The organism is Nocardia sputi, from assembly GCF_023501985.1.
In genome coordinates this window covers 25,076-51,244 of record NZ_JAMFLC010000009.1, presented here as the reverse complement: position 1 = coordinate 51,244, position 26,169 = coordinate 25,076, and the positions used below count along the sequence as shown (strand labels likewise).

Annotated in this window: 21 protein-coding genes; 6 read left to right on the top strand and 15 right to left on the bottom strand. The window is 68.4% G+C overall.

Translation table 11 applies throughout. The annotated features are described in order from the left end of the window. Positions 1 to 15: 15 nt before the first annotated feature. The 7 genes from M8859_RS14355 to M8859_RS14325 all read right to left on the bottom strand — a co-directional run bounded on the left by M8859_RS14355 (position 16) and on the right by M8859_RS14325 (position 6,395). On the bottom strand, positions 16 to 276 hold the full coding sequence (locus tag M8859_RS14355) for a ribosomal protein bL12 (RefSeq protein WP_159928032.1): 261 nt from the start codon (positions 274 to 276) through the stop codon (positions 16 to 18). A 28-nt stretch (positions 277 to 304) separates the two neighbouring features. Beyond that, positions 305 to 715, bottom strand: coding sequence for an STAS domain-containing protein (locus tag M8859_RS14350; protein WP_159928030.1), 411 nt, complete (start codon positions 713 to 715; stop codon positions 305 to 307). Positions 716 to 866: 151 nt separating this feature from the next. Next, positions 867 to 2,147, bottom strand: a complete 1,281-nt coding sequence (gene clpX, locus M8859_RS14345; RefSeq protein ID WP_043721547.1) for an ATP-dependent Clp protease ATP-binding subunit ClpX — start codon at positions 2,145 to 2,147, stop codon at positions 867 to 869. A gap of 465 nt (positions 2,148 to 2,612) precedes the next feature. Continuing rightward, positions 2,613 to 3,281, bottom strand: a complete 669-nt coding sequence (locus tag M8859_RS14340) for an ATP-dependent Clp protease proteolytic subunit (RefSeq protein WP_159928028.1) — start codon at positions 3,279 to 3,281, stop codon at positions 2,613 to 2,615. 70 nt (positions 3,282 to 3,351) lie between these two features. Beyond that, the gene (locus M8859_RS14335) at positions 3,352 to 3,939 is read right to left on the bottom strand and encodes an ATP-dependent Clp protease proteolytic subunit (RefSeq protein WP_159928019.1); all 588 of its coding nucleotides are present in this window, start codon (positions 3,937 to 3,939) and stop codon (positions 3,352 to 3,354) included. A gap of 236 nt (positions 3,940 to 4,175) precedes the next feature. Then, a complete protein-coding gene (tig, locus tag M8859_RS14330; RefSeq protein WP_159928008.1) occupies positions 4,176 to 5,552 on the bottom strand; it encodes a trigger factor in 1,377 nt (458 codons plus the stop codon). Between the two features lie 264 nt (positions 5,553 to 5,816). Next, complete coding sequence (locus M8859_RS14325; protein ID WP_249644339.1) at positions 5,817 to 6,395, bottom strand: FKBP-type peptidyl-prolyl cis-trans isomerase; 579 nt, start codon at positions 6,393 to 6,395, stop codon at positions 5,817 to 5,819. 212 nt (positions 6,396 to 6,607) lie between these two features. On the opposite strand from M8859_RS14325, the gene M8859_RS14320 reads away from it, so the two are divergent. The 5 genes from M8859_RS14320 (at position 6,608) to M8859_RS14300 (ending at position 12,668) form a co-directional block, all read left to right on the top strand. Then, positions 6,608 to 9,079 (top strand): phosphoketolase family protein, encoded by a 2,472-nt coding sequence (locus M8859_RS14320; RefSeq protein ID WP_195070014.1) that lies wholly within the window; start codon positions 6,608 to 6,610, stop codon positions 9,077 to 9,079. A gap of 136 nt (positions 9,080 to 9,215) precedes the next feature. Further along, positions 9,216 to 9,860 (top strand): TetR/AcrR family transcriptional regulator, encoded by a 645-nt coding sequence (locus M8859_RS14315; protein ID WP_159928004.1) that lies wholly within the window; start codon positions 9,216 to 9,218, stop codon positions 9,858 to 9,860. Positions 9,861 to 10,042: 182 nt separating this feature from the next. After that, the gene (locus tag M8859_RS14310) at positions 10,043 to 10,792 is read left to right on the top strand and encodes a DUF6008 family protein (RefSeq protein WP_201295314.1); all 750 of its coding nucleotides are present in this window, start codon (positions 10,043 to 10,045) and stop codon (positions 10,790 to 10,792) included. A gap of 808 nt (positions 10,793 to 11,600) precedes the next feature. Further along, the gene (locus M8859_RS14305) at positions 11,601 to 11,981 is read left to right on the top strand and encodes a hypothetical protein (RefSeq protein ID WP_159928002.1); all 381 of its coding nucleotides are present in this window, start codon (positions 11,601 to 11,603) and stop codon (positions 11,979 to 11,981) included. Between the two features lie 147 nt (positions 11,982 to 12,128). Beyond that, positions 12,129 to 12,668: a hypothetical protein gene (locus tag M8859_RS14300; protein ID WP_159928000.1), complete on the top strand. Its 540-nt coding sequence runs from the start codon at positions 12,129 to 12,131 to the stop codon at positions 12,666 to 12,668. Between the two features lie 41 nt (positions 12,669 to 12,709). Here the strand turns inward: M8859_RS14300 and M8859_RS14295 are convergent, their stop codons facing one another. From M8859_RS14295 to M8859_RS14280, 4 genes are all read right to left on the bottom strand, one after another. After that, positions 12,710 to 15,259, bottom strand: a complete 2,550-nt coding sequence (locus M8859_RS14295; protein WP_159927998.1) for an ATP-binding protein — start codon at positions 15,257 to 15,259, stop codon at positions 12,710 to 12,712. A gap of 111 nt (positions 15,260 to 15,370) precedes the next feature. After that, positions 15,371 to 17,899 (bottom strand): ATP-binding protein, encoded by a 2,529-nt coding sequence (locus M8859_RS14290; RefSeq protein ID WP_159927996.1) that lies wholly within the window; start codon positions 17,897 to 17,899, stop codon positions 15,371 to 15,373. 117 nt (positions 17,900 to 18,016) lie between these two features. Beyond that, a complete protein-coding gene (locus tag M8859_RS14285; protein ID WP_236565618.1) occupies positions 18,017 to 18,592 on the bottom strand; it encodes a dihydrofolate reductase family protein in 576 nt (191 codons plus the stop codon). A 253-nt stretch (positions 18,593 to 18,845) separates the two neighbouring features. Beyond that, positions 18,846 to 19,580 carry a MerR family transcriptional regulator gene (locus M8859_RS14280; RefSeq protein WP_159927994.1) on the bottom strand — a complete coding sequence of 245 codons (735 nt, stop codon included), beginning with the start codon at positions 19,578 to 19,580 and terminating at the stop codon, positions 18,846 to 18,848. Between the two features lie 203 nt (positions 19,581 to 19,783). Here M8859_RS14280 and M8859_RS14275 point away from each other — a divergent pair, with 203 nt between their 5' ends. Beyond that, complete coding sequence (locus tag M8859_RS14275; RefSeq protein ID WP_159927992.1) at positions 19,784 to 20,140, top strand: DUF1707 SHOCT-like domain-containing protein; 357 nt, start codon at positions 19,784 to 19,786, stop codon at positions 20,138 to 20,140. A 6-nt stretch (positions 20,141 to 20,146) separates the two neighbouring features. Here M8859_RS14275 and M8859_RS14270 read toward each other — a convergent pair whose 3' ends face one another. The 4 genes from M8859_RS14270 to M8859_RS14255 all read right to left on the bottom strand — a co-directional run bounded on the left by M8859_RS14270 (position 20,147) and on the right by M8859_RS14255 (position 26,139). After that, a complete protein-coding gene (locus M8859_RS14270) occupies positions 20,147 to 22,585 on the bottom strand; it encodes a serine/threonine-protein kinase (protein WP_159927990.1) in 2,439 nt (812 codons plus the stop codon). Positions 22,586 to 22,714: 129 nt separating this feature from the next. Then, the gene (locus tag M8859_RS14265; protein ID WP_159927988.1) at positions 22,715 to 24,253 is read right to left on the bottom strand and encodes an amino acid permease; all 1,539 of its coding nucleotides are present in this window, start codon (positions 24,251 to 24,253) and stop codon (positions 22,715 to 22,717) included. A 179-nt stretch (positions 24,254 to 24,432) separates the two neighbouring features. After that, positions 24,433 to 24,768 (bottom strand): hypothetical protein, encoded by a 336-nt coding sequence (locus tag M8859_RS14260; RefSeq protein ID WP_249644338.1) that lies wholly within the window; start codon positions 24,766 to 24,768, stop codon positions 24,433 to 24,435. Between the two features lie 33 nt (positions 24,769 to 24,801). Further along, positions 24,802 to 26,139 carry a PPE domain-containing protein gene (locus M8859_RS14255; protein ID WP_195069999.1) on the bottom strand — a complete coding sequence of 446 codons (1,338 nt, stop codon included), beginning with the start codon at positions 26,137 to 26,139 and terminating at the stop codon, positions 24,802 to 24,804. Positions 26,140 to 26,169 lie beyond the last annotated feature (30 nt).

Below are 26,169 nucleotides of genomic sequence, written 5' to 3'. Positions count from 1 at the left end.
GCCACTCCGGCGTCCTCAGTACGGGTACCGCCGTTCGACCGCGTCTTTGGCCTCTTTCAACCCGCAGCCGGTGAGCTCGCGGTACCGCTTGATCGCGTGAATCTTCTTGCCCTGCGCCAGTAATGCGTCGATCTCCGCCATGCCCTCGCCCCGCGGGACCGACCGCACCGCAGGCCGCGGCGCGACCGGCGCCTCGATGCCCAGATGGGCCATGATCAGATCGAGCTTGACGTGCAACGCGTCGACCTTGCGCTCCAGGCGCCGGTTGGCAAACATGAACCGATCGTAACGACGGACACCCGCTTCAGGCGGCGACGAGCACGGCGTCGGCCAGACTCGCCATGACCTCGAACCGCGCACGGTCACCAGCCAGCTGCAGCAGCCGGTCCACGCACGGCTGGCCGGTGACCAGACGCAACCTGCGGCCGGTCTCCTCCAGCATGGACCGCGCGTCGATCAGGACTTGTAGTCCGGCGACGCCGAAGAACCTGACTTTGGACAGATCGACGACCACCAGGGGCGCCGCTGTGCCCAGCGAGCCGATCAGCCTGCGGCGGAAAACTTCGACGGTGTAATGGTCGACCTCGCCCGCGAGCGCGCAGAGGGTGACCAGCTCGCTCGGGGCGGTGACGGAAATCTTGAGCCGCTCGGCGGGGTGATCGGCATTGCGAGCAGCGTTGAGGACGTACGTGGGGTTGGCCAAGCCTGCCGACATGAGGACCTCGGTCCAGTCGCGCCCGCAGCGTTCTCGCGAGAGGGAGTGCTCGCGGGTGATGTAGCGCTCCAGAAGACGCAGCCGCCGGAACTAGGCTGTTTGCTCAACCCTCACGAAGGTGTACCCCCGCGGGTAAGCCGCCACACCCGGATTACGCCGACTTCTCCCGGCGCTCCGGCCGCTGCGGCTTGCGCGGCACGATGGTGGGCAGCACGTTGTCGTTGACGGTGTCCGCGTTGACGACCACCTTCGCGACGTCGTCGCGGCTGGGGATGTCGTACATCGCGGGCTGGAGGACTTCCTCCATGATCGCCCGCAGGCCACGCGCGCCGGTGCCGCGCAGGATCGCCTGGTCGGCGACGGCCTCCAGCGCGTCGTCGGTGAACTCGAGGTCGACCCCGTCCATCTCGAACAACCGGACGTACTGCTTGACCAGCGCGTTCTTCGGCTCGGACAGGATCTTGACCAGCGATTCCTTGTCCAGGTTGGTCACCGAGGCGACCACGGGCAGACGACCGATGAACTCGGGGATCAAGCCGAACTTGATCAGATCCTCCGGCATGACGTCCGCGAAGTGGTCGGTGGTGTCGATCTCGGCCTTGGAACGCACCTCGGCGCCGAAACCGATGCCGCGATGGCCGGTGCGGTCGGAGATGATCTTTTCCAGGCCGGCGAAGGCGCCCGCCACGATGAACAGCACGTTGGTGGTGTCGATCTGGATGAACTCCTGGTGCGGGTGCTTGCGCCCGCCCTGCGGCGGCACGCTCGCCTGGGTGCCCTCCAGGATCTTCAGCAGCGCCTGCTGCACGCCCTCACCGGACACGTCGCGGGTGATCGAGGGGTTCTCGCTCTTGCGAGCGATCTTGTCGACCTCATCGATGTAGATGATGCCGGTCTCGGCGCGCTTGACGTCGTAGTCCGCGGCCTGGATCAGCTTCAGCAGGATGTTCTCGACGTCCTCGCCGACATATCCGGCCTCGGTGAGCGCGGTAGCGTCGGCGATGGCGAACGGCACGTTCAGCATCTTCGCCAACGTCTGGGCCAGATACGTCTTGCCGCAGCCGGTGGGACCCAGCATCAGGATGTTGGACTTGGCCAGCTCGACGGTCTCGCCGCGGCTGTCCCGGCCCTTGTCACCGGCCTGGATGCGCTTGTAATGGTTGTAGACGGCCACCGCGAGAGTGCGCTTGGCGGTGTCCTGTCCGATGACGTAGTTCTCCAGGAAGTCGCGGATCTCGGCCGGCTTCGGCAGCTCATCGAGCTTGACCTCGCTGGACTCGGCGAGTTCCTCCTCGATGATCTCGTTGCAGAGATCGATGCACTCGTCGCAGATGTACACCCCTGGTCCCGCAATGAGCTTCTTGACCTGCTTCTGGCTCTTTCCGCAGAAAGAGCACTTCAGCAGATCGCCGCCATCTCCGATGCGCGCCATCTCGTGGGTCCCTACTTCCTTGTCCGCGTGCAACCGTCCGTCCAGGTTGCCAGCTGTCCACCACTTTCGCAGCCGCAAACGCATCGGCTGATCCGTGGCCGGTGGGGCAGTGCTGTCAACCGGGAGCAAAGGTCCCTAGGTTGACCGTACCCGGTGTTCGGGATGGAGGTCGACAACTCGCGCATGTTTCTCGCGCGGGTTGTGCGAGTTGTCACGACACCGACAGGCGATCCGCCCGTCGGATCGGCAACCGAGACCTCCGGCCACCTATCGCGCCGCGCCGGGATTCGAACAGATTCTCATCCGCGGCGGCGCGTATGCGGTCCCGGCCGGGCGGCACGCCGATTGGCATACTTCCCGGCCGGAAATTCCCTTTTGTAGAGCGATTTCCGAGCGAACCGCCACCGGGATCGGCGATTCACCCCCGTCGTCCCGGCTCCGCCGGAAGCGACGATCGGCGCCTGATTACTTCTGCGCGCTCAGCTTGCGGTAGTCGAACACCGTGTCGATGATCCCGTACTCCCTGGCCTCCTCGGCCGTCAGGATCTTGTCACGGTCGGTGTCCTTGCGGATGGTATCGGCGTCCTTGCCGGTGTGCCGCGCGAGCGTGGTCTCCATCAGGCGGCGCATGCGCTCGATCTCGGCGGCCTGGATCTCCAGGTCCGACACCTGCCCCTGGATGCCACCCTCCAGCGAGGGCTGGTGGATCAGCACGCGGGCGTTGGGCAGGCAGGCGCGCTTGCCCGGGGTGCCCGCGGCCAGCAGCACGGCGGCGGCCGAGGCGGCCTGGCCCAGGCAGACCGTGGCGACGTCGGCGCGCACGTACTGCATGGTGTCGTAGATGGCCATCAACGAGGTGAACGAGCCGCCCGGCGAGTTGATGTACATGGTGATGTCGCGGTCGGGGTCCAGCGACTCCAGCACCAGCAGCTGCGCCATGATGTCGTTCGCCGAGGCGTCGTCCACCTGCACGCCGAGGAAGATGATGCGCTCCTCGAACAGCTTGTTGTAGGGGTTGGACTCCTTGACGCCGAAGCTCGAGTGCTCGATGAACGACGGCAGGATATAGCGCGCCTGCGGGCTCTGCGGTGCGATGCCGGACAGGCCGGCGCGCGGGTCGATCGAATTGGCCATCTGAGTCTCCAAAGTCGGTGCGGCGGCCGGACGTTCGAGGTGTCCGGGGGCCTGTGGGTGATCCGGTGCGTTACTTCTTGGCGCCGTTGGCCTGATTCGCGTGGCTGATCACGTGGTCGATGAAGCCGTATTCCAGGGCTTCGGTCGCGGTGAACCAGCGGTCGCGGTCGGCGTCGGCGGTGACCTGCTCGACCGACTTGCCGGTGTGCATCGCCTGCAGCTCGTTCAGCTCGCGCTTGGTGTGCGCGAACTGCTCGGCCATGATCGCGATGTCGGCCGCCGAGCCGCCGATGCCCGCGGACGGCTGGTGCATCATGATGCGCGCGTGCGGCAGCGCGTAGCGCTTGCCCTTGGTGCCCGCGGTGAGCAGGAACTGCCCCATGGACGCGGCCAGGCCCATTCCGTAGGTGGCGATGTCGCACTCGGCGAACTGCATCGTGTCGTAGATGGCCATGCCCGCGGTCACCGAGCCGCCCGGCGAGTTGATGTAGAGCGAGATGTCCCTGGTGGGGTCCTCCGCCGACAGCAACAGGATCTGCGCGCACAGCTTGTTGGCGATGTCGTCGTCGACCTGCGTGCCGAGGAAGATGATGCGCTCACGCAGCAGGCGCTCGTACACCGAATCACTGAGGTTGAGACCAGCAGTCGCGGTTGTCATGACCCCTGCCTGGTTGATTGTCACGGATACCTGCCTTCTCTCGCCGGCTCGTTGTGGGTTGCCCCATAGCCATCACTGGTTGGACCCGCCGCGCCCGATCGGACAGGGCGTATCCAACTTGCCGTCACAAACATTAACGAAGCAGGGCGGCACCGAACTCCCGGTACCGCCCTTTCTTCGCTCACAGCGCAATCAGCGCACCTCTCGGGCGTCGACCGCACCGACATTCCATGAAATTATTCGGCGTCCGCCGCAGCCGTCTCCTCGGCCTTGTCCTCGTCCGCGGAATCGGCGGGAGTGCCGAACATTTCGGTGGTGTCCACCGGGTTGCCCGCGGAATCGGTGACGGTCACCTTGCCGACCACGCCCGCCAGCGCCTTGCCGCGGCGCACGTCGGCGAACACCGCGCCGAGCTGGCCCGCCTGCTGCACCTGCTGGATGAACTGCTCCGGCGCCATGCCGTAGCGCTGCGCCTGGAACAGGATCCGCTCGGTGAGCTCCTCCTGACCGACCTGGGTGCCCTCCGCCTCGGCGATGGCGTCCAGCAGCAGCTGGGTCTTCACCGACTTCTCAGCGGCCTCCTTGGTGTCGGCGTCGAACTCCTCGCGGGTGCTGCCCTGCGCCGCGAGCGCCTCGGCGAACTTGGCCTCGTCGTGGTCGAAGCCGTGCACCGCGTCGTGGGTGACGGCGTCGATCTCGGCCTTCACCACGGCCTCGGGCAGCGGCACCTCGACCTGCTCGAGCAGGGTCTCCAGCACCTTGTCCCGGATCTCCCCGGCCTGCTGCACCTTCTTGACCCGCTCGACGCGGCTGCGCAGATCGGCCTTCAGCTCCTCCAGCGTGTCGAATTCGCTGGCCAACTGGGCGAACTCGTCGTCGGCCTCGGGCAGCTCACGCTCCTTGACCGACTGCACCGTCACGGTGATGACCGCGTCCTTGCCCGCGTGCTCGCCCGCGACCAGCTTGGAGGTGAACTCCTTCGACTCACCGGCGGACAACCCGGCCAGCGCCTCGTCCAGGCCCTCGATGAGCTGACCGGAGCCGACCTCGTGGGACAGGCCGGTGGTGGCGGCCTCGGCCACCTCCTCGCCGTCCACGGTCGCGGAGAGATCGATGGAGACGAAGTCGCCGTCGCGCACGGGACGCTCGACGCCCGTCAGGGTGCCGAAGCGCTGGCGCAGCGACTGCAGCTGCTCCTCGATGTCCTCGTCGCCGACGGTGAACGCGTCGACGGTGACCGCGATGCTCTCGTAGTCCGGCAGCGTGATCTCCGGCCGCACGTCGACCTCGGCGGTGAAGGCGAGTTCCTGGCCGTCCTCGATCTTGGTGATCTCGATGTCGGGCTGGCCGATGACCTTCACCTCGGAGGTGGTGACGGCCTCGCTGTAGCGGCCCGGCAGCGCGTCGTTGACGACCTGCTCCAGGATCGCGCCACGGCCGAGGCGAGCCTCGAGCAGCTTCGCGGGCGCCTTACCGGGACGGAAGCCGGGGATACGGACCTGCTTGGCCAGCGCCTTGTACGCGCGGTCGAAATCCGGCTTCAACTCCTCGAAGGGCACCTCGACATTGATCCGGACCCGGGTCGGGCTCAGCTGCTCGACGGTGCTCTTCACGGACATGCTCCTTGTTCGTTGTTCGTACTGGTTGACGTTCGGTTTGCGGTGCCAGAGCCCGCCCTCCGAAAGCCGGAACGGCAGGCGAGGCGGCCCTACGCTGGCAGCCGCACTCCCCCACCGGCGCTGGTCGGCGATCCGGAGTCCCGGCCTCGGCCGGGACGACGAGGGGTGCGGCGTACGCCACGCATCCCGACCAGGTTAGTTGACCGGCCGAGCGGGCCTGCACCCGGCGGTGCCTGCCGCGGGCCATGAGCGGCCTGGCTACTTCCCCACCGACAACGCGTCGGTGACGAAGACCAGCGTCTCGTACGGCGCGATGCCACGCCCGCCCGCGCCGTAGCCCAGCTCCGGCGGCACGATCAACAGTCGGCGCGAGCCCTCCCGGACGCCGACGAGTCCCTGGTCCCAGCCGTCGATGACATCGCCGGCGCCGAGGGAGAGCTGGAACGGCTTGCCGCGGTTGAAGGAGCTGTCCAGCGTCTTCTTGTCCGACCAGGTCACCAGCGCGTAGTTCATGGTCAGCGGCTGCCCCGGTTCGGCGCCGGGCCCGCTGCCCTCGATCAGATCCTTGACGATCAACTGCCGCGGCGGGTCGCAGTCGTCCGGAATGGCGATGTCCGGCGCCGCACCGAAGTCGCCGGTGACGCGGATGTCCTCGGCGGTGCACTCCCGGCCTTTGCTCTGCGTGGCCGGGCGCTGCGCGACGGAAGGCCCCGCCGCCGTGGTGTTCGGCGCGGAGACGGTCGTGGCGGACGGCTCGTCGTCCGAGCCGCAAGCCGCCAGCGCGATGGTCGTCGCGGCGAGGGCGCCGATCCCGATGATCCTTCCGAGAATGTGCATGCCGCGGACCCTAGACCACGAGCGGCCGCGGGGTGGGACAGGCTTCCCGCGACACGCTCCGGCCGCCGCGGGGCATCGCGCCCGGCTAGGCTGGCGGTGAATTCTCCATCCGGCGTTGCCGATTCCGGTCGGCAACAGTGCACGACCCGGAGCGGTGGTCCCTTGTGGCGCCACTGTCCCCCCGATGCCCCGAGCGTGAGGAGAGTCGGCGCATGACACACATGGCAAGTGCAGGTGGCGATACCTCGGCCGACAACGTCGGCAGCACCGGCGGGCGAACCGTCGCCCCGCGTCCCTACCGGCTCGCGGACGTACCGGGCCCGTTGGAACGCGACGAGCTGACGTCGATCGATGCGTGGTGGCGGGCCGCCAACTATCTCGCGGTGGGCCAGATCTATCTGATGGCCAACCCGCTGCTGCGTGCGCCCCTGCGATCCGAGCACATCAAGCCCCGGCTGCTCGGGCACTTCGGCACGGTGCCGGGCCTGAATCTGGTCTGGGCGCATGCCAATCGCGCGATCCGCGCCCGCGGCCTGAACGCCGTCTTCGTCGCGGGTCCCGGGCACGGCGGTCCCGGCCCGAACGCGTGCGCCTGGCTGGAGGGCACGTACTCCGAGTTCTACAGCCACATCCCCCGGGACGCCACCGGTATGGGCGCGCTGTTCCGCCAGTTCTCCTTTCCCGGCGGGGTGCCGAGTCACTGCGCACCGGAGACACCCGGCTCCTTCCACGAGGGCGGCGAACTCGGGTACTCGCTGCTGCACGCCTTCGGCGCCGCCCTGGACAACCCCGATCTCACCGTGTTCTGCGTGGTCGGCGACGGCGAGGCGGAGACGGGGCCGCTGGCCACGAGCTGGCATGCGAACAAGTTCCTCAACCCGGCACGCGACGGCGCCGTGCTGCCGATTCTGGCGCTGAACGAGTACAAGATCGCCAATCCGACCATCCTGGCCCGCATCCCCGAACCGGAACTGCTCACCCTGCTGCGCGGATACGGTTACGAGCCGATCGTCGTCGCGGGCGACGACCCCGCGGCGGTCCATCAGGCGATGGCCGCGGCGGTGGACACGAGCATGGAACGCATCGATCGGGTCCAGCGCGCCGCACGAGGCGGCGGCGGCGATGGGGCGCGGCCCGCATGGCCGATGATCGTGCTGCGCACCCCCAAGGGCTGGACTTGTCCGCCGGTGGTGGACGGCGACCAGGTCGAGGGCACCTTCCGCGCGCACCAGGTCCCGTTGCCCGGCGCCCGCACCGACGCCGAACACCGCGCGGTCCTGGAGCAGTGGCTGCGCTCCTACCGCCCGGAGGACCTGTTCGACGACAGCGGCGCACCGGTGCAGGCACTGACCGATCAGGTACCCGGCGGCGATCGGCGGATGAGCGCCAATCCGGTCGCCAACGGCGGCGCGCTGCTGCGCGACCTGCGCCTGCCGGACTGGCGTGACTTCGGTGTCGAGGTGTCCGCGCCCGGCGCGACCCAGCACTCGGCCACCAGGGTGCTCGGCGCCTGGCTGCGGGAGGTCACCAGGAACAATCCGGACAATTTCCTCACCTTCGCGCCGGACGAACTGGCCAGCAACCGGCTGCAGGACATCCTCGAGGTCACCGGCCGGGACTGGCAGGCCGAGATCGATGCCCGCGACGAGAAGCTCGACCGGACGGGCCGGGTGGTCGAGGTGCTGTCCGAACACATGTGCCAGGGGCTGCTGGAGGGGTACCTGCTGACCGGCAGGCACGGCGTGTTCACCTGCTACGAGGCGTTCATCCACATCGTGGACGCCATGTTCAACCAGCACGCCAAATGGCTCGACGCCAGTGCCGCGGTGCCGTGGCGGCGTCCGATTCCCAGCCTGAACTACCTGCTGTCCTCGCATGTCTGGCGGCAGGACCACAACGGCTTCACCCACCAGGACCCTGGCTTCCTCGACGTGGTGTTGAACAAGAAAGCTTCCATCGTGCGGGTGTATCTGCCGCCGGACGCCAACACGCTGCTGTCCACCTACGACCACTGCCTGCGCTCCCGGCACTACGTGAACGTGGTGGTCGCGGGCAAGCAGCCCCAGGCCGACTGGCTGCCGGTGACCGAGGCCGCCGAGCACTGCGCCCGCGGAATCGGCATCTGGCCGTGGGCCGGGCACCGTGACGAAGTCGGCACCACACCGGATGTGGTACTCGCCTGCGCGGGCGACGTACCGACGCTGGAGACGCTCGCCGCCGCCGCGATCCTGCGCGAACGACTGCCCGACCTGCGCGTCCGGGTGGTCAACGTGGTCGACCTGATGCGGTTGCAGCCGCAGGGCGAGCATCCGCACGGGCTGACCGACAGCGAGTTCGACACGCTGTTCACCCGCGACCGACCGGTGATCTTCGCCTTCCACGGCTACCCGTGGCTGGTCCACCGGCTGACCTATCGGCGCGCCAACCACGACGGGCTCCATGTGCGCGGTTACAAGGAACGCGGCACGACGACCACGCCGTTCGACATGGTGATGCTCAACGATCTGGACCGCTACCACCTGGTGATGGACGTGATCGATCGCGTGCCGAGCCTGCGGGAGCGTGCCGCGGGGCTGCGGCAGGAGATGGTCGACGCGCGCTGGACGGCACGCGCTTGGACCAGAGAACACGGTGAGGACATCCCTGAGGTCGCGGACTGGAGCTGGCCCTACCAGCGCGCCTGAACCTGCGCGGGGTCACAGGTCATCGCAGCAGCTTGTCGGTGCCGCGCACCGGAGAACAGGCCCTCCCGGTTCCGCTCCGAAATCCGCGGTCCCCACGAGCGGGCCGAAGTCCGCACCTGAAAGTACGATCGACCGCATGGAAGGCGGCCAGGACTCCGTGCTGCTCCCGGCACGGCACAGCGACGACATCACCGACAAGCGTCTGCTGCGCGGCGCGCGCACTCGGGCCACGGTGCTGCGGCAAGCGGTCGACATCGCCTCGCTGGAGGGATTGGACGGCCTCAGCTTCGGCAGGCTGGCCGAGGGCACCGGGTTGAGCAAGGCCGGGATCCAGACCCTCTTCCGCACCAAGGAAGCACTGCAAGTGGCCACCGTGGACTACGCGCGCGAACGGTTCGTTGCGGCGGTCGTCGAACCGGCCCGGTCCGCGCCGCGCGGCGTCGCTCGCCTGCGCGCCTTGGTCGAGCACTGGATGGTCTACGCCGAGACGCCGCTGTTCGCGGGCGGATGCTTCCGTGCCGCCAATATGGCGGGGCACGACAGCAAGCCGGGTCCGGTCCGCGATGCGCTGTTCCGCGATCAGCGGGACTGGGTGCGACTGTTGGCGCGGGAGTTGAGTTCGGCGGCGTCCGCCGGTGAGATCGCCGAGCTGGACGTCGATCTGGTCGCCTTCCAGATCGATGCGGTGCTCTGCGCGACCAATACCGCATTGCGGATCGGCGACCCGGCGGCCGCGGCCCGCGCCCGCCGCATCATCGAGGGATTCCTCGAACCGGCCTGAACAAGCGCAATACGTCCCCGGGTATAACACCAGCCGAATTGTGCGGCCCCCAGGACATTCGGAAACTTCGGACAATACCCCCAGCCGCCTTGTATCTTGCGGACAGCGCGTTCCCACGCGCTTCCGTAAGCAACTCCCCATCCGTCGCCGTTGCCGGAGGGCGCGCAGAAGGGCGGTTCCCCATGAACCACACAGCCGAAGCGACCGGGTTGGAAATCCTAGGTGCGATATTGATGGTGGCCTGGATGGTCGTCATGTGGGCGGCCGTCGCCGTACTGGTCGTCGCGTTGCGTAAACCATTGCGACCATGGATGTTCCGCACCGCACTCGCCGTGATCGCGCTGGGCGTCCTCGCCCAGATCGGTCACTTCCAAGAACACGTCGCTCAGGTCGGGTACTGGATCCAGCACCCGAACGCACCAGCGTGGATGACGCCGTGGGGCACCGGCCTGGCCAACGGATTCGGTCAGGTGAACCACATGAAACCCGCGCTGGGCATGGAGCTGCTGCACTTGGTCGGCAACTTCCACTTCCTCGCCGGACTGGTCGGCGTCGCCCTGGTCACCCACCACGCACTGGAGAGCAAGGCACGCAAGTGGGGCCGAATGGGCGTGCTGATGCAAGGCATCCACGGACTCGAGCATCTCGCACTGACTCTGACGGTCGCGTTCGGCGCCAAGGCGATCGGCTTGTCGACCATCTTCGGCTTGCTCGACCCAGGCGCCGGCGCGTCGACCTACCGCATCTGGTGGCACTTCCTGGCCAACGTGATCGGCACGACCATCTTCGCCATGGCGTTGTACCACCTGTGGCGGGAGCGCGCTGTGATCGAAGCACCGTTCCGCGACGCCGCGGCCGCCGAGCCGAAGCGTGCGCCCGCGGTGGCCAAGGAGCCGGTGGCTCCCGCGTACGCGGCCGTCACCGAAGCCTGATCGAGACCGTTCCCCGCACGCTGATCGTGGCGTGCGCACGCCGAAAGGCTTGCAGGCGTTTCGACGCCGCCATCCAGCCGTGACGGCCAGATCGTCACGGCGATCCGACAGAAGAGGGCGCCCGCCATACGGCGGGCGCCCTTTCGCGTACCCGCCTGTCCCGGGACCCATCGAAATGCGGCCCGAGGTGGTGCGTGCCCACAGGAGCCGTCTGTACGGACGAGCACGGCCGCCGCGCCTCACTCAGCTCAAAGGTGCCGTGCCGTCATGGAGCTCTCCGACAGCCACCATTCCCACCTGTGAGAAAAGCGCTCGACAACAATCGACCCGTCGATTAATGTGACGTTATCCAACGGCACGATAGATAGGGACTCGCAGATCGGACCATACCGGTCCGATCCCCGATCCCGAGGTGGCGAGATGAACGGACGCGAACGATGACCGGCATCACGCCGCACCAGCGACGGACACAGACCTGGCTCGTCCGCCCGCTGATCGTGAGCGCGATAGCGGCCACGCCGGAAATCCCGGCGCCGGCCGAGGCGCTGGCCGGGCCCGACACCGTCGAGGCACCGCGCCCCGCAGACCCGGGCCGCCACGGATACGACAGGCCGGGCTCTTCCCATCCCGACGACCGGGACCGAGCCGACCGGCACCGCCCCGCGGACGACACCTCCGCGACGGATGCCGCCCCGATCCCTATCCCGCCCACACCTTGCGCGGCAACTCGGACCACCGATGTTCGCCGCACCGCCGCATCCCCAACCGCGCCGCCGCGCACAGCTCCAATCTCGAACGGAGACTTACGATGACCGCCAATTCCACCCGCCACACCGCCGCCCGGCGACTGCTCACCTGCGCCGCGATCGTCGGCGCCCTCACCGCGGGCGCGGCGGGGATCGCCGGCGCCGAGTCGCACTCCGGTCCGTCGAACCCGCGCAACGGCACGGGCGACACCACCGGCTGGCACCACATCGACCCCATGGGCCAGCACCACCGGAACACCGACCGGCTGGACGCCGAGGAGGCCGACCAGGCCGTCCGCGACTACCACCGGCGGCAGAATCAGCCCGCGCCGAGCGGCACCGTCACCGCGGGCACATCCGACAGTGCGAGCTGGTCGCGGGTGGCCCGCCCGGACGGCAGCGGCTACACCGTCTGCCGCCCGCAGGCCAGCTGGTGCCGGTAACCGCGGAGCCGGCCCACACCCCCGCACTCGAAATCTCCGTTACGTCCGCCTGGACTGACCATACCGCTATATAGCGGCGCATTACTTGATGTATCACCATCCCGGAAATCCACTCCGGCCGGGATAGCTCACGAAAGAGAAACACACATGATCAACTTCAGCGGGCTTCGCCGGGCGCGCAGCGACAAGCGCGGCGCCACGGCACAGACGCTCACCCTGCTGGCGGCGGCAGCGGTGGCGGCGGGCGGCCTGAGTCTCGGCGCGGGCACCGCCGAGGCTCAGGGCGCTGCCTGCCTGTGGGCCGGGGGAGCCTACGGCCAAGGCACGACGGTCGTCGCCGGCGGCTGGACCTTCGCCTGCGGGACCGACGGACACGGCACACCGTACTGGCATCGCGGACACGCGGTGCGGCAGGCGAGCACCGTGCCCAACCCCGGCGCATACGCCCACCCCGCGGGGCTGTTCAGCCCGGGCGCACGCCAGTACGGCACCGAATACAACGACTACTGCGTCGGCAGCCAGCTCATCGAAGGCTCCGAGGACGTCTACCAGGTGGTGTCGGACGGACGCGGCGCGGTGTGGTGGAAAGCCGCCGGGCCGATCGACCAGTGGTCCTTCGATCCGGGTACCGCACCGCAGCCGTCCTGGCGCTCGGCGAGCCTGTGCTATGACGGCTCCCTGACCTGATCGCATCACCGCTTTCCGCACGCCCGTGACCGCCGCGATGGTCACGGGCGTGTTCGCGTTCGCGCGGGCCGCCGCTCGGACTCCAGCCGGATCCGCTCCTCGAGGTGGTCGGGGACGTGCCAGCTGATGTCGGCCCTGGTGGCCGCCATCAGCTTCCTGCGCACGGACGCCACCTGCGCGTCGACAGTCCGGATCGAACTGCCCCGGCGCGCGGCGATGGCGCTGTTGGCCCAGCCTGCCGCGGCCAGCACGGCGACCTCCCGTTCCGCGCGGGTCAACTCCTCCCAGCGCGAAGCCGTCGGCCTGGCTTGCGGACGCGCGTCCGGCAGCTGATCCATCGGCAATCTGCCGAGCAGAAACAGTTGCAGTTCGTCGCGTTCGGGACGCAGCCGGGCCCCGCGCTGGACCGCCGCCGCGTGGGCTTCGGCGCCGATGACGGCGGTGACCGCCGCCACCGCCTGGGCGGTGCCGCGGGCCACCAGTGTCACCCGGTCGGCGACGATGCCCATCGAACGGTGCAGCGTGGCGATTCCGCCCTGCAAATGGGCGATCTCGGTGGCAGCGGCTTTTGCCGCGGCGCTGTCGGTGTCCCCCGCGTCGATCCGGGCGGACAGCAGGTAGGTCAGCGCCATCATGCTGAAATGCGCCACCCAGCCCGCCGTCCAGGTGTCCCCCGTGATCAGCAGGCGCTCCAACGTGGACTGACCGAGTTTCACCGCTTCGCGGGGATCGCCGTGCCGGGACACCGCGATCATCCACGCCAGCTCCGCCCAGGAGATCGCCCAGCCCGCGTCGGAGGCGAGGGCCCGGTCCAGATGCCTGCGCGCGGCCGCCAGCGCGACGTCCGCGTCACCGAGGTTGGCGTAGGTGAGCGCCTCGAACAGTTCGCTGCGCTGTTCCCCGGCTCGGTCGCCCAAGGCGGCGAATTTCTCACGCGCTCTGGCCAGAACGTCCACCGCTCGTATGTCGAGGTGGATCAACAGCAGTTCCAGACCCCAGGTGAACTCGACCGCGGCGGGCAGGCCGACGTCGTCCGACGTCGTGTCACGCCAGCGACGCCGCAGATCCGGGTCGGACAGGCACTCCGCGGCGCATTCGTCGAGCAATTGCGCGGTGTAGGCGTGCCTGCCCTGCCAGATCGCGATCCAGCCCACCAGCGCGGTCGCATTGATCCGCAGCCTGGTCGGCGGCGGGTCCACCTGCGCGGTGACTTCCAGGGCCTGTTCGGTCAGGCTGGTGATGGGGCGGTTGGATCCGGTGATGAACGGCACGCGCAACGCCATCAGTGTCGCGGCGGTCTCCAATCCGACCACGGCCTCCTCCGGATCGGAGAGGCTGGTTTCTACGGCGATGAGGATGTTGTCCCATGCCGCCCGTGCCCAGGCGATCCACTCCTGTTCACCCGGGCCGTACCAGGTCGCCGGGCCCGCGGCGACGCGATCCCGGTAGTGCCGCCGATGGCGGGCGAGCAGGCGCGCCTCGTCCAGGTGATCACCGCGCACGGACAGGCGGTCCCGCACGAACACCCGGACGCTTTCCAACAGGTAGTAGCGCACGGTCGTCGCGGTGAAATGGGCCGACAGCAGCGAGCGTTCCACCAGGCGCTCGAGCAGCCCGCCGATCTCCTCCACGGGCAGCGCGGCGTCCGCGCACACCGCCACGATCGCGTCGAGTTCGGCTCCGCCCGAAGGCGTCTCGTCGTTCTCGGCGTCGCAACCGGTGGCGAACACCGACAACCGGTCCAGCAGCAACTGTTCACGTGCGGTGCACAGCCCGTAGGACCAGGCGATCACGTCGCGCACGCTGCGGTGCCGTTCGCCGACGCCGCCCCTGGCGCCGTGCGTCCACTGGAGGCGGCGATCGTCGGTGTCACCGGACAACTCGCGCAACACTATGGCCGGTGGCCGGTGCAGCAGCCGCGCCGCGGCCAGGCGGATGAACAGCGGGTTGTTGTCGACGTGGCCGCAGATCCGGGTGGCGATGGCGAGCTGTCCGGGGTCTTCGGAGATCGGCCGTCCGGTGCGCTCGGCTCGCCGCCGGAACAGTTCGAGAGCGTGCGGGCTGGACAGTGGTGGCACGGTCACCAGGTATTCATCGATCCAGCCGATCGGCTCGCGGCTGGTCGCGACGATGGTCAAGCCGGGGACTGCCTGCAGCAGGCTGATGATGAGCGGGCCGACCCCGCCGAGCACATGTTCGCAGTTGTCCAGGACCAGAATGGTCCGATGAGCCTCCTCCTCGGCGCCGCCCTCGGTGAAGGTCGCCACCAAGCCGTCCCAGGCGGAGCGGCCTGCGATGCCGTTCTTCGCGACCGATAGCAGCACTTCCTCGGCAACCGCGCCGGTCTCAGCGCCTGCCGCGAGCCGGGCCAGGCGGGTCCAGTAGACCGCGCGCCTCGCCGCACCGCGATACCGTCGCACGGCTTCGACCGCCAACGTCGTCTTGCCGATGCCGCCGGGCCCGACCAGGGTGATCAGCCGGGCGCTCGGCGAGTTCAGCAGGGCGTCGATCTGCCGCAGTTCGGCGTGCCTGCCCACGAACTCAACGGGCGCGGTGGGGCCGTTGCCGCCACCGCTGTTCACCTCCGACATGCCGACACACCTACCGATCCCGAGAAACACCGCTCGAGCAGCCTAGTGGGCGCGGCCGGACAGCAGGGTTCCGCCGTCGCGCCCACGCCCGGGCGCTGAGGAGGCAGCCGTCTACCGATGCCTGCTCCCCCCTTTGCGGCCGCGGCTGGGCCGCCGCTCGGACTCGTACCGGACCCGTTCGGCGAGCTCGTCGGGAATGTGGCCCGCGATCTCGGCGCGCGAGGCGATCATGAGCTTCTGCCGGATCGCGGCGACCTGCGCGTCGACGGTCCGGACGGAGCTGCGCCGACGACCGGCGATGGCGCTGTTGGGCCAGCCCGCCGCCGCGAAGACGGCGACATCCTGCTCGGCTTCCGACAGGTCGCTCCAGCGCGGGACCGGCCGCCGGGACGCGGGCCGGGACGCGGCCGAGCGGTCCGGACGGCGGGAGGCCCGCTCCGGCTCGGTGGCCGGACACCACAGCGCGTCGAGTTCGGGACGCAGCCGCGTGCGGCGTTCGGCGGAGGCGTAGGCCCGGTCGCCGAGCACCGCGCGGGCGATCTCCGCGGCTCTGCGGATCTCGGCGGCGATCAGGGGCACCTGGTCGACGGCGATGCCCATCGAACGCTGACGCGTCTTGAAGCTGCCGAGCAGATAGGCGATCTCCGTCGCGGCCTCGACGGTCGCGGTGCGATCGGCTCCCTCGGCCTGTTCGGCGACGAGGACCTGGGCCCGCGCGACGATGTGCGCCCCCACCGCCCAGCTCGCCGTCCAGGTGTCCTGCTCACCGCGGTAGCGGGTGAGGACAGCGTGGGTCGACGCCACGGCCTCGGCTGCGGATCCGTGCTTGGCCAGCGCCACCGCGCGCGCGATCTCCGCCCATGCTCTCGACAACGTCGAGCCGGAGGACATCGACCGCTCCAGGAACCGCGCGGTGTTCTCCAGCGCCTGTCGCCGGTCGCCGACGAGGGCGGAGCAGAATGCCACGAACACGTCACTGCGCTCGGCGCCGATGCGGTCGCCCTGCTCGGTGAACTTGCGCCGGGCGCGGGTGAGGACCGCGATCGCCCGCGGATCGCCGCGCACCAGCATCAGCTCGAGTCCCAACATCCATTCCACCGGTGCGGGCAGGCCGAAATCCGTGTCGGTGTAGCGCGGGCCCGCTCCAGGGGGGAGGCCGGCGCAGTCCGCGAGCAATCGGGGAATGTGATCGGTGTGCCCCCGCCACAACGAGATCCAGCCGAGCAGCGCGGTGGCCAGGTCGGCGAGGCCGGAGGGACCGAGGCCGCAGGACCGGGTCGCTTCGAGTGCGCGTTCGGTCAACCGGGTGAGCGCGCCCGCGCCCGACTTGACGTACGGCACCTTCATCGAGAGCAGGACGGTGGCGGTCTCCAACGCGACCACGGCCTCCGCCGGGTCGGCCAAGCCCGATTCGATGCCGAGCACGATGTCGTTCCAGGCCGATCGCGCCCACGCCAGCCAGGCCTGATCCTGCGGGCCGAGCCAGATGGCCTGTCCGGCGACCACCTTGTCCCGGAAGTACCGGCGGTGCCGCGCGGCGAGGCGATCGAATTCACCGCGGTCACGGCGGCGCAGCCGGTCGCGGGCGAACACGCGGACACTCTCGACCAGGTACCAGCTGACCGTGGTCGCGGTGAGATGCGCCGACAGCAGCGACTGTTCGGTCAGGCGCTCCAGCAGGTGTTCGATCGAACGCACGGGCAGGGTGTCGTCGGCGCACACCGCGATCGCGGCGTCGAGCTCGATGCCGCCGCGCAGCGACTCGTCGTCGGTCTCGTACCCGGCGGCGAAGACCGACAGCCGCTCCAGCAGCAACTGCTCGGACGGGCTGCACAATGCGAAGGACCAGGCGACCACGTCGTAGACGCCGCGGTGACGCTCCTCGGCGCCCGCCTTCGCCCCGTGGGTCCAGCGCAGGCGTTTGTCGTCCGCGTCCCCGGTGAGTTCGCGCAGCACCCGGACCGGCGGCTGGTGCCGCAGGCGCGCCGCGGCCAGCCGGATGAACAGCGGGTTGTGGTCGACTCGGCGGCAGATCCGCGCGGCGACGGCCATCTGCTCGCGCTCGTCCGGGATCGCCCGTCCGATGAGTTCGGCGCGCTGCCGGAACAATTCGAGCGACTGCCGCGGCGAGAGCGGGGGCACGGCCACGATGTACTCGTCGGCCCAGCCGATCGGTTCCCGGCTGGTGGCCAGGATCGTCAGCCCGGGTGCGGCCTCCAGCAACTCGGCGATCATCGCCGCGACCGCACCGAGCAGATGTTCACAGTTGTCCAGCACCAGGACCGCGCCCTCGGCGGAACGGTCACCGCTGGCGAGGGTGCGCACCAGGGCGGCGCGTGTCGGTGGCGAACTCGGGTCGGTGCGCACCGCCGACTGCATCACGTCCTGCGCGGTGGCGGAGCTGTCGGCCTCCAGCCCGGCCAGCCGCGCCCAGTACACCGGCCTGTGCCTGCCGCGCGCGCTGCGGCGCAGTACTTCCGCGGCTAATCGCGTCTTTCCGATCCCGCCGGGGCCGACCAGGGTGATCAGCCGGGCGTCGCCGTCCAGCATCGCGCCCAGCCGGTCCAATTCCGTTTCGCGGCCGACGAATTCACTGGTGGATGCAGGCAGCACGTCGCCACGTGCCTGAACCAGGGGCATAAAACGAAAGTTAGCCGACGACGCGGCAACGCGCTCGACAATCAGAGGTTACGTCTGGACGACACCGGCGGCTTTCGCGCGCGGTGAGACCCATTTCGCACTTCCCGCGCCGGATTGCTACCCGGTGGGGGCCATCTGCTGGTAATGCATCTGGACCACCGCGCTGTCGAAGGTCATCACGTCGACCAGTTGCAGCCCCGACACCACCGCGGGCGTCGGGAACAGCGGGATCCCGCCGCCGAGCAGGATGGGGTGCACGAACAACCGGTACTCATCGATCAGGTCGTGCTTCATGAAGGCCGATGCCGTCTCCGCGCCGCCGAACAGGATCATGTCGTATCCCGGCTGCGCGCGTAACGCGGTGATCTCCTCGACGAGGTCGTCCCGGACCACCCGGGTGTTCCAGCCCGCGGTGGCCATGGTGCGGGAGAAGACCAGTTTGGGCGTCTGCTTCCAGCAGCGCGCGAAATCCACGTAGAACTCCGAGATCGCGGGATCCACATCGGCGGTCGGCCAGAACGACGCCATGATCTCGTAGGTCTTGCGGCCGTAGAGGAACAGGTCGGCCGAGCGCAATTCGTCCAGAAACGACTCGCACAGTTCCTCGTCCACCACCGGCCAGTGGATTTCCTGATCCGGCCCCTCCGCGAAGCCGTCGAGCGACATCTGCATCCACAGTGTCACGCTTCCCATGTGCCCACACCCATCCTGCTGCCCTTGTGCGACTTTCAGATTGTCGGGGAGTGCGACACTTCGGCGCATCGGTAGATCAGCCGGAGACATACTTAAGTAGTCGGCCGTAGGTGGTCGGCGCACACTGGGAACGCGCGCAGACGACACCAATATACCGCTGAGCAACGGCACGTTACTGCCCCGTATTGCCAACAATGGGAATCTGAAACAGAAATACTTCTGGCCCGACGGGTGAAGCGTGCCGGGTGACCGATCACCCCTCCGGCAGCGCCTCCGAAAGCTCGGTGTCCTGGTCGAGATACCTTGCGACGAGCTGGTTCACGAGTTCGGCGACGATTTCCGCAGGAACGGACCTGGTCGCTTCCAGCCGCTGCGCCAGCTCGGCGACCTCCGCCGGGCCGCGAGCGGAATCCTGGAACGACGCCAACGCGGTCCGGCGGAAGAAATCCATGTAGCGGTGGGCGATCCGATCCGCGTCGGCGCGCAGCTTCTCCAGCTCGCCGAGCACCTCCGCGGCCGGGATGCCCGCGGAGGCCATGCGGTCGACACTGTGGGCCAGACGGCGATCCGCGATCCGGTAGGTCGCCGCGTCGACGGGCTCGTACAGACCCGCCGCGACGACGCGCGCCAGGCCGTTGGGCACGTCGCGATAGCGCTCGGCGAGTTCGGTCGCCGCGATGGTGTCCCCGGCCTCGACGACGGCCGGCTCGGCCGCGCCGGGCTCGCCGACCCCGAGAATGTCCCCCAGGTCGTCACCGCGGTCCCAGGCGTTGAGCAATTCCTTGATGCCGTTGATTTTGATCCCACGGTCGAGCAGTCTGCTGATGGTCCGCACGCGATTGAGGTGGTCGGCGCCGTAGAACCCGGTACGCCCCTTCACCTGCGGGGGCGGCAGCACACCGCGTTCGTGGTAAACGCGCAGGCTGCGCACGGTCGTACCGGCCTCCCGCGCCAGCTCGTCGATCGTGTACTCCACACCCGCAGTCATACTTCAAGGAAACCACATCGCAACACGGAGCGACCGCCGGTGGCGGCCGTTGTCCGGGCGACCGACCGGTCTCTAGCGACAAACCAGCAAACATCGTCGGCGTGGTGTCGAGCCGCCCTCGGCACACACGTCCGGCGAGGGTCCTTCCCGCCCCTGGAAATCCGCTCCGTGCCCGCTTTTTCCGCTGCGCCTATCCTTCCGGCATGGGTGAATCCGCGGGTCCCCCGGCCAGTCTCGCCGACCGCGAGCGCGCGATGCGTGAGCTGACCCAGCATCTGGGCGCGGGCAGATTGAGCCTGACCGAGTTCGACGACCTCAGCGCGGCCGTCGCGGCCGCGACCAGCCGGAGTCAGCTGGCCGAACTGTTCGCCGAGCTGCCGGGCAGCACACCGCCCGCGCCCGAGCCCACGCCGGTCAACCCCCTGCCCCGCCTGGTCGTTCTCGCCGGGGCGGCCGTGATCTTCTCGGTGGTGCTCGCGGTGACCACGGGCAACTGGCTGTGGCTGCTGGTGATCCTGGCCGCGCCCGCGCTTTTCATGCTCACCGCGCACACGACCTGAGGCCGGTCACCACCTCGACTTCGGCCGCACGAAATTGGCCAGATCGACCAGCCGATAGCGGTGCAGGCGATGCGGGGAGATCCGCGCGAGCGCCCGCAGGCTCGACTCGAGCCCCCGTTGCAGCCCGAGCGAGGTGAACGGGAAGCTGAGCAGCGTCGCCTCCGGATCGGCCGACCGGCCGCCCGCGCGCACCCACTCCAGCGCCGCCCCCACCACGATGACCTGTAATTGCAGCGCCCGTGGTTCGTCCGGCGCGGCATCCAGCCGCGCCGCCGCCTCCAGCAGGTCGGCCTCGGTCGTCTCGGCGATCGGTTGCGAGACCAGCAGCAGGCACCCGGTCATGCGGGCCACGCTCTGATACCGCGACGCCTCCGGCACCTGATCGAGGACCTCCACGGCCTCCAGCAACCCGCCGTCGGCGGCGAGCCTGCGTGCCAGGCCGAAGGCCGCGCTCACGACGCCGTGGTTGGTCCGCCACACCGTGCGGTAGTACTCCTCGGCGAGCCGATGCCAGTGGTCGCCGGCGGAGTCGCCGAGATGCTGGAGGGTGAGTTCCGCGGTGGCCGCCAGCGCCAGCGCGGGAGCGATCTCGCCGGGCAGCATGTCGTGCACCAGGTCGAAGTATTCGTAGGCGCGCTCGTACTGTCCGTCCAGCAGGGCGGCGACGGCGGAGTACCACTCGAGGCGCCAGTCCGTGCCGTAGTCGGGCCGCAGATCGGCGAGCCGATCGCAGGCCTGCACCACCTCACCCAGATCCAGGTGCGCGCGCACCGCGGTCAGCGTGCCCTCCAGTTCGAACGTCTCCGGCTCGGGGATCGTCCCGGAGACGATCCGGTCGGCGGTGCGGCGCAGCGCGTCCAGTGCGTGCCTGGGGTCGCCGTGCAGCAGCGTGGACAGCAGGTCCGCGCTGGGGTCCTCGCTGTCGATCAGCGGAACCGGCAGGGCCGCGACGACGCTCGGCGCGTCCAGGGCGGGCAGGCGATGCCGTCCGTCGGTCATGCCGTCGGTCTGCCCGATCAACGTCTCGATGCCGAAATCGCCGCGCATGGCGCCGAATTCCAGCGACGCCTGCGGATGTTCCTTACCGGTGTCGTAGGCCAGCACCATGCGCAGGACCCCGGCGAGCTGGCCGTACATCGAGTAGGCGGTCGGGAAGCGGCGGCGCGGATCCCGATCGGTCGCGCGGCGCAGCAGCCGGTACAAAGCCGGGTAGTCGCGCAGCAGTGGCTCCTCGTCCGGCGAAGGGATGCCGGGCAGCTGGTGGCCCTCGGTATTCTTGGGCATGTCCAGCACCAGGGCGGCCAGCGTCCGTCCGACGGTGTAGATGTCCGAGGCCACCGTCGGACCGGTCTCGGTGATCTCGGGCGCTTGGTAGCCCGGGGTGCCGTAGATGCTGCCGTAGGACTCCATCGCGGCGACCGCGCCGAGGTCGATCAGCTTGACCTCGTCCTCGCTGACCATGATGTTGTCCGGCTTGAGATCGTTGTAGGCCAACCCGAACGAGTGCAGGTAGTCCAGCGCGGGCAGGATCTCCATCATGAAGGCGATCGCCTCGGACACCGGAATGCGCTCCGGCGCACGCAGATCCAGCATCTTCTTCAGCGATCGCCCGCCGACGTACTCCATGACGATGTAGCCGTCGGCCACATCGCGCCCGGAACGATGCTTGACGAAGTTGTGGATCTTGACGATGCCGGGGTAGGCCACTTCGGAGAGGAATTGGCGTTCGGCGAGGGCGACCACGTGCGCCTCGAAGTCGAGCGGGTTCTGCAGCCCCTTCAGCACCACCCAGCGGTCGCTCACATTGCGATCGACCGCCAGGTAGATCCATCCCAACCCGCCGTGGGCCAGACAGCCCTGGACCTCGTACTGGTCGGCGACCATCTCCCCCGGCTGCAGCGAGGGCCGGAAGTTGAACGGTGAGGCGCATCGGCCGCACTCACCCTCCACGGGGCCCGGCCCGGCTTCGGTAGTACGGCCGACGGGATGCTGACATTTCCAGCAGAACCGTTTGTGCTCGGGCACTTCCGGGTCCTGCATGACCGCGGTGCGCGGATCGAGCGGGCTCACCTTGGGCATGGACACCAGACCGCCGCCCAATCTGCGCACGCTCGGCCGCGAGCGCGCGCTGCGCCCGGAACCGGGTTCGGACTCGAGTGCGCCGAGCAACAGCTCGGCGGTGCCGATGGTGTGTTCCCCGCCGACATCCGGGCTGGTCGCCGGCGCGACGGTGCCGGGAACCGAGTCGACGGCCACGGCACGTGGCTCGACATACCGCGGTGTCGACCACGGATTGGGTGGTAGTCGTGGAGGCACCTCGGTTTTGAGCAGATGCCGAGTTGCCCAGGGGTGCGAGGTTCGCCGGGGCACTTCGGTGCCGCGCATTCGCCGATTCGCCCACGGATGCGCAAGTGGACGGTCGGATGCGCTGGGGTGCTCCGGCATACGAACCTCTCAGACCCGCCGTGGAATCGCGGTTTCATTCTGGTCCGCCGCCTGTCGTCGCGCGCGAGTAGTGTTCCCGACATTGGGAATAGATCCGCCCCGGGCGAACAGCCCGGGGCGGATACTGCTTCACTCTTCGTCGGGCTTGTCGAGAATCACCACCGGGTCACCGCCGCCCTGCGCCTGCAGCGGCCGCTCGGCCAGGACCGGGAACTGACCGGTGATGCCTTGACGGATCTGCGCGATCTGCAGCACCCGCTTGCGGGCGAGGAACCAGCCGCCCACGAGCGCGGGAACCATGATGACGACCATCGCGATCACCGCGCCGCGCTGGACGTGGTCGTCACTGAAGGCCATCAGCACCACCACGGCCGCCAGGAACACCAGCGTCGCGAAGCTCGTGTACGGCGCGCCGATCAGGCGGAAGGACGGCCGCTCCGCACGCCCGGTCTTGGACCAGCGCCACAGCTGCAGCTGACAGATCACGATGGCGGCCCACGCGAAAATGGTGCCCAGCGCCGACATGTTCAGCACGATCTCGAACGCCTGCTCCGGCACCACCGCGTTCAGGCCGACGCCGATGAGCGCAACCGCACCGGTGGCGAGGATGCCGACGTAGGGCACGCCGCCGCCGGACATCCGCGCCGCGATGGTGGGCGCGCTGCCGTTCATCGACATCGAGCGCAGGATGCGGCCGGTCGAGTAGAGGCCGGCGTTCAGGCTGGAGAACGCCGCGGTCAGCACCACGAGGTTCATCACAGACCCCGCGCCGTCCACGCCGAGCCGCGAGAAGAAGGTGACGAAGGGACTCTCCCCGTTCTTGAAAGCGGTGTACGGCAGCAGCAACGCGAGCAGGACCAGCGAACCCACGTAGAACAGCGCGATCCGGGCGATCACCGAGTTGATCGCGCGCGGCATGATCTTCTCGGGGTTCTCCGCCTCACCGGCCGCGGTGCCGACCAGTTCGACCGCCGCGTAAGCGAAGACCACACCGGTGGTGACCAGGACGAGCGGAAGCAACCCGCTGGGGAACAGCCCGCCGCTGTCGGCGATGACACTCGGGCCGGTGACCTGGCCGTCGACCTTGAAGCGTCCCGCGAGGAACACCGTTCCTACGATCAGGAAGGTGACCAGCGCGATCACCTTGATCAGCGCGGCCCAGAACTCGAGCTCGCCGAACCACTTCACCGACACGAGGTTGATGCTCACCACGAGGGCGAGGGAGACCAGGGCGATCGCCCACTGCGGTATCGCCTCGAACGCTCCCCAGTAATGGACATAGGTCGCGATGGCGGTGATATCTACGATCCCGGTCATGCACCAGTGGAAGAAGTACATCCACCCGACAGCGAATGCCAGTTTCTCGCCGTAGAACTCGCGGGCGTAGGAGACGAACGATCCCGAGGAGGGGCGATGCAGCACCAGCTCACCGAGCGCCCGCAGGATGAAGAACACGAACACGCCACAGATGGCGTACACGATGAACAGACCCGGGCCCGCACTGGCCAGTCGGCCACCCGCACCGAGGAACAACCCGGTACCGATCGCACCACCGATCGCGATCATCTGCAGTTGGCGCGGGCGCAGCGATTTGTGATAGCCCGAGTCCTCGTCTTCGAGCGCGGCAGCCTGCGCGGGCGCCTCCGCGGGTGGTCGAACTGTGGTCATGGCGATGGCCTTTCAGGTGACGGCGATCATAACTTCGCTCAATGTACCGTTATATAGCGGCACGTTCAATAGCGATTCGCGGCTTGTAACACGCTGGACATCAAAGACTTCGAAAAAGGGCATCCGATCAGCGTCGATCCGTGACTCGATCGTTGATCGTGCCAACGGATATCGGTACGCTAGATGCGAGAACGGATGAGGGAGCGCAGATGGCTTGGTTCGAGCGGGAGTTCATCGCGGTCCCCGAGGACCGCAAGAACCAGCTGGTCTACAAGTGGCCGGATGTCAACATCCGCCGCTACACCCGTGCGATGGTCAATGCCGACGAGCTCGCGCTCTTCGTCAAAGCCGGGCGCGTGGTCGCCGCGATGGGCCCGGGGCGCCACCGCATCGATGCCGACGAACTGCCCGTGCTCGGCGCGCTCGTCGACACCGTCACCGGCGGCAACTTCTACCGCGCCGAACTGTTGCGACTGGATCGTCTTCCACACCTTCCCCGAATGCATTGTGGTCATTTGTCTCGACTGGATATTCGACCTCGACGCGCGTCACCGGGGACGTTCCGCGGACGCGAGCACCGCTTCGTCTTCGTCTCGCTCGATGACGCCGACCGCGTGTGCCTCTTCGGGCGTCGGGTCGTCCCGGCCGTCACTGTCCACGTACTCGATGACCCCGATGACGGGGGGTTGCTCGAGTACCGGAACATCCTGAGGTTCGCCCGGTACGAAGACCTTCGAGGGCTTCGTCTCATCATCGCGACGTCGTCGCATTCGCGCCTTGGGCGCGACCGCACCGCGTGACGGCCCCGTCCGGCCCATCGGTCCGGACGCCGATTGTTGCGGCAAGGCGCCGAATGCCCTTCCGCTTCCTGGATTCCAGTTGGTGGGCATCCGGAATCCGGTCGAAGCGCCCGGCATAGCTCCCAGGCCGCCACGGGCCATATTGAGCGCGACGAGACTCCCGGCTCCACCACTCAAGGCGGCCAACGTCGGCGAATTCTGCGACGTGCCATAGAGCCAGGACTCGCCGGCTCCATCGCCCGTTCCCGAATCGCCGGACAACGCATTGGGATCCAACTGCTCGGAATTGGTGGCGGGGTTCGTCGTGTCCGCGGGTTGTGTCGTATCGGTTGGTTGTGTCGTATCGGTTGGTTGTGTCGTATCCGATGGTTGTGTCGTATCCGATGGCTGTGTCGAATCGGTGGGTGTCTTATCACCGCCCGATTCGGAGCCCTTATCGAGTCCAGTCGACCCTTCGTCCGTGGAGGTTTTAGTAAGACCGGAATCGGTGTGATCGGGCGGGTTGTCGAAAGACGCGTAATCCGTCTGCGGGCCCGGCCCTGGGCCGCCAGTCACAATGGGCGGCGCCTCGATCGGTGGCGGTATTGCGGCTAGCGTGGGCACCAACGCCCCAGCGTAAGCAGCCATTATCCCGAGGGCGGCCCCTCTGAGCGCGAGCAACTCGGCCTCGGCTTCCAGGAGCGCCGCGCCGCTCAGCGGACCGAAGCCGCCGCCGAGCGCGATGCCCTCCTGCAACCGGACCTGAGCGGTCTTGGCGGCGACCGCCGCCATTGCGGCCTTCGCCGCGGTGGCGATATCAGCCGCTCGGTCCAGCAACTCGCCTGTGGCCTCGGCCACCGCGGCTTGCTCACGCAACCATACCGAATGTTTACGGAACGCCGCCTGCGCCTGGTCGGAGGTAAGCGCTTGGAACGTCCCGCCCATCTGCAGCATTGAGCTGTCGGTGCTGGCCGCGGCAGTGTTCAAGTGCGCGGCCATAGCCTGATAAGCCTTCGCGGTCAACCGCGTCGTGGTGACCCCATCGCCGGCGAGCAGCGGGGCGATAATCGCCTCCGGCCCCAACGCGCCGAGTACGACAGCAAGCATGTCATCAGCTTTCGCTCGGGCTGTCCGCGC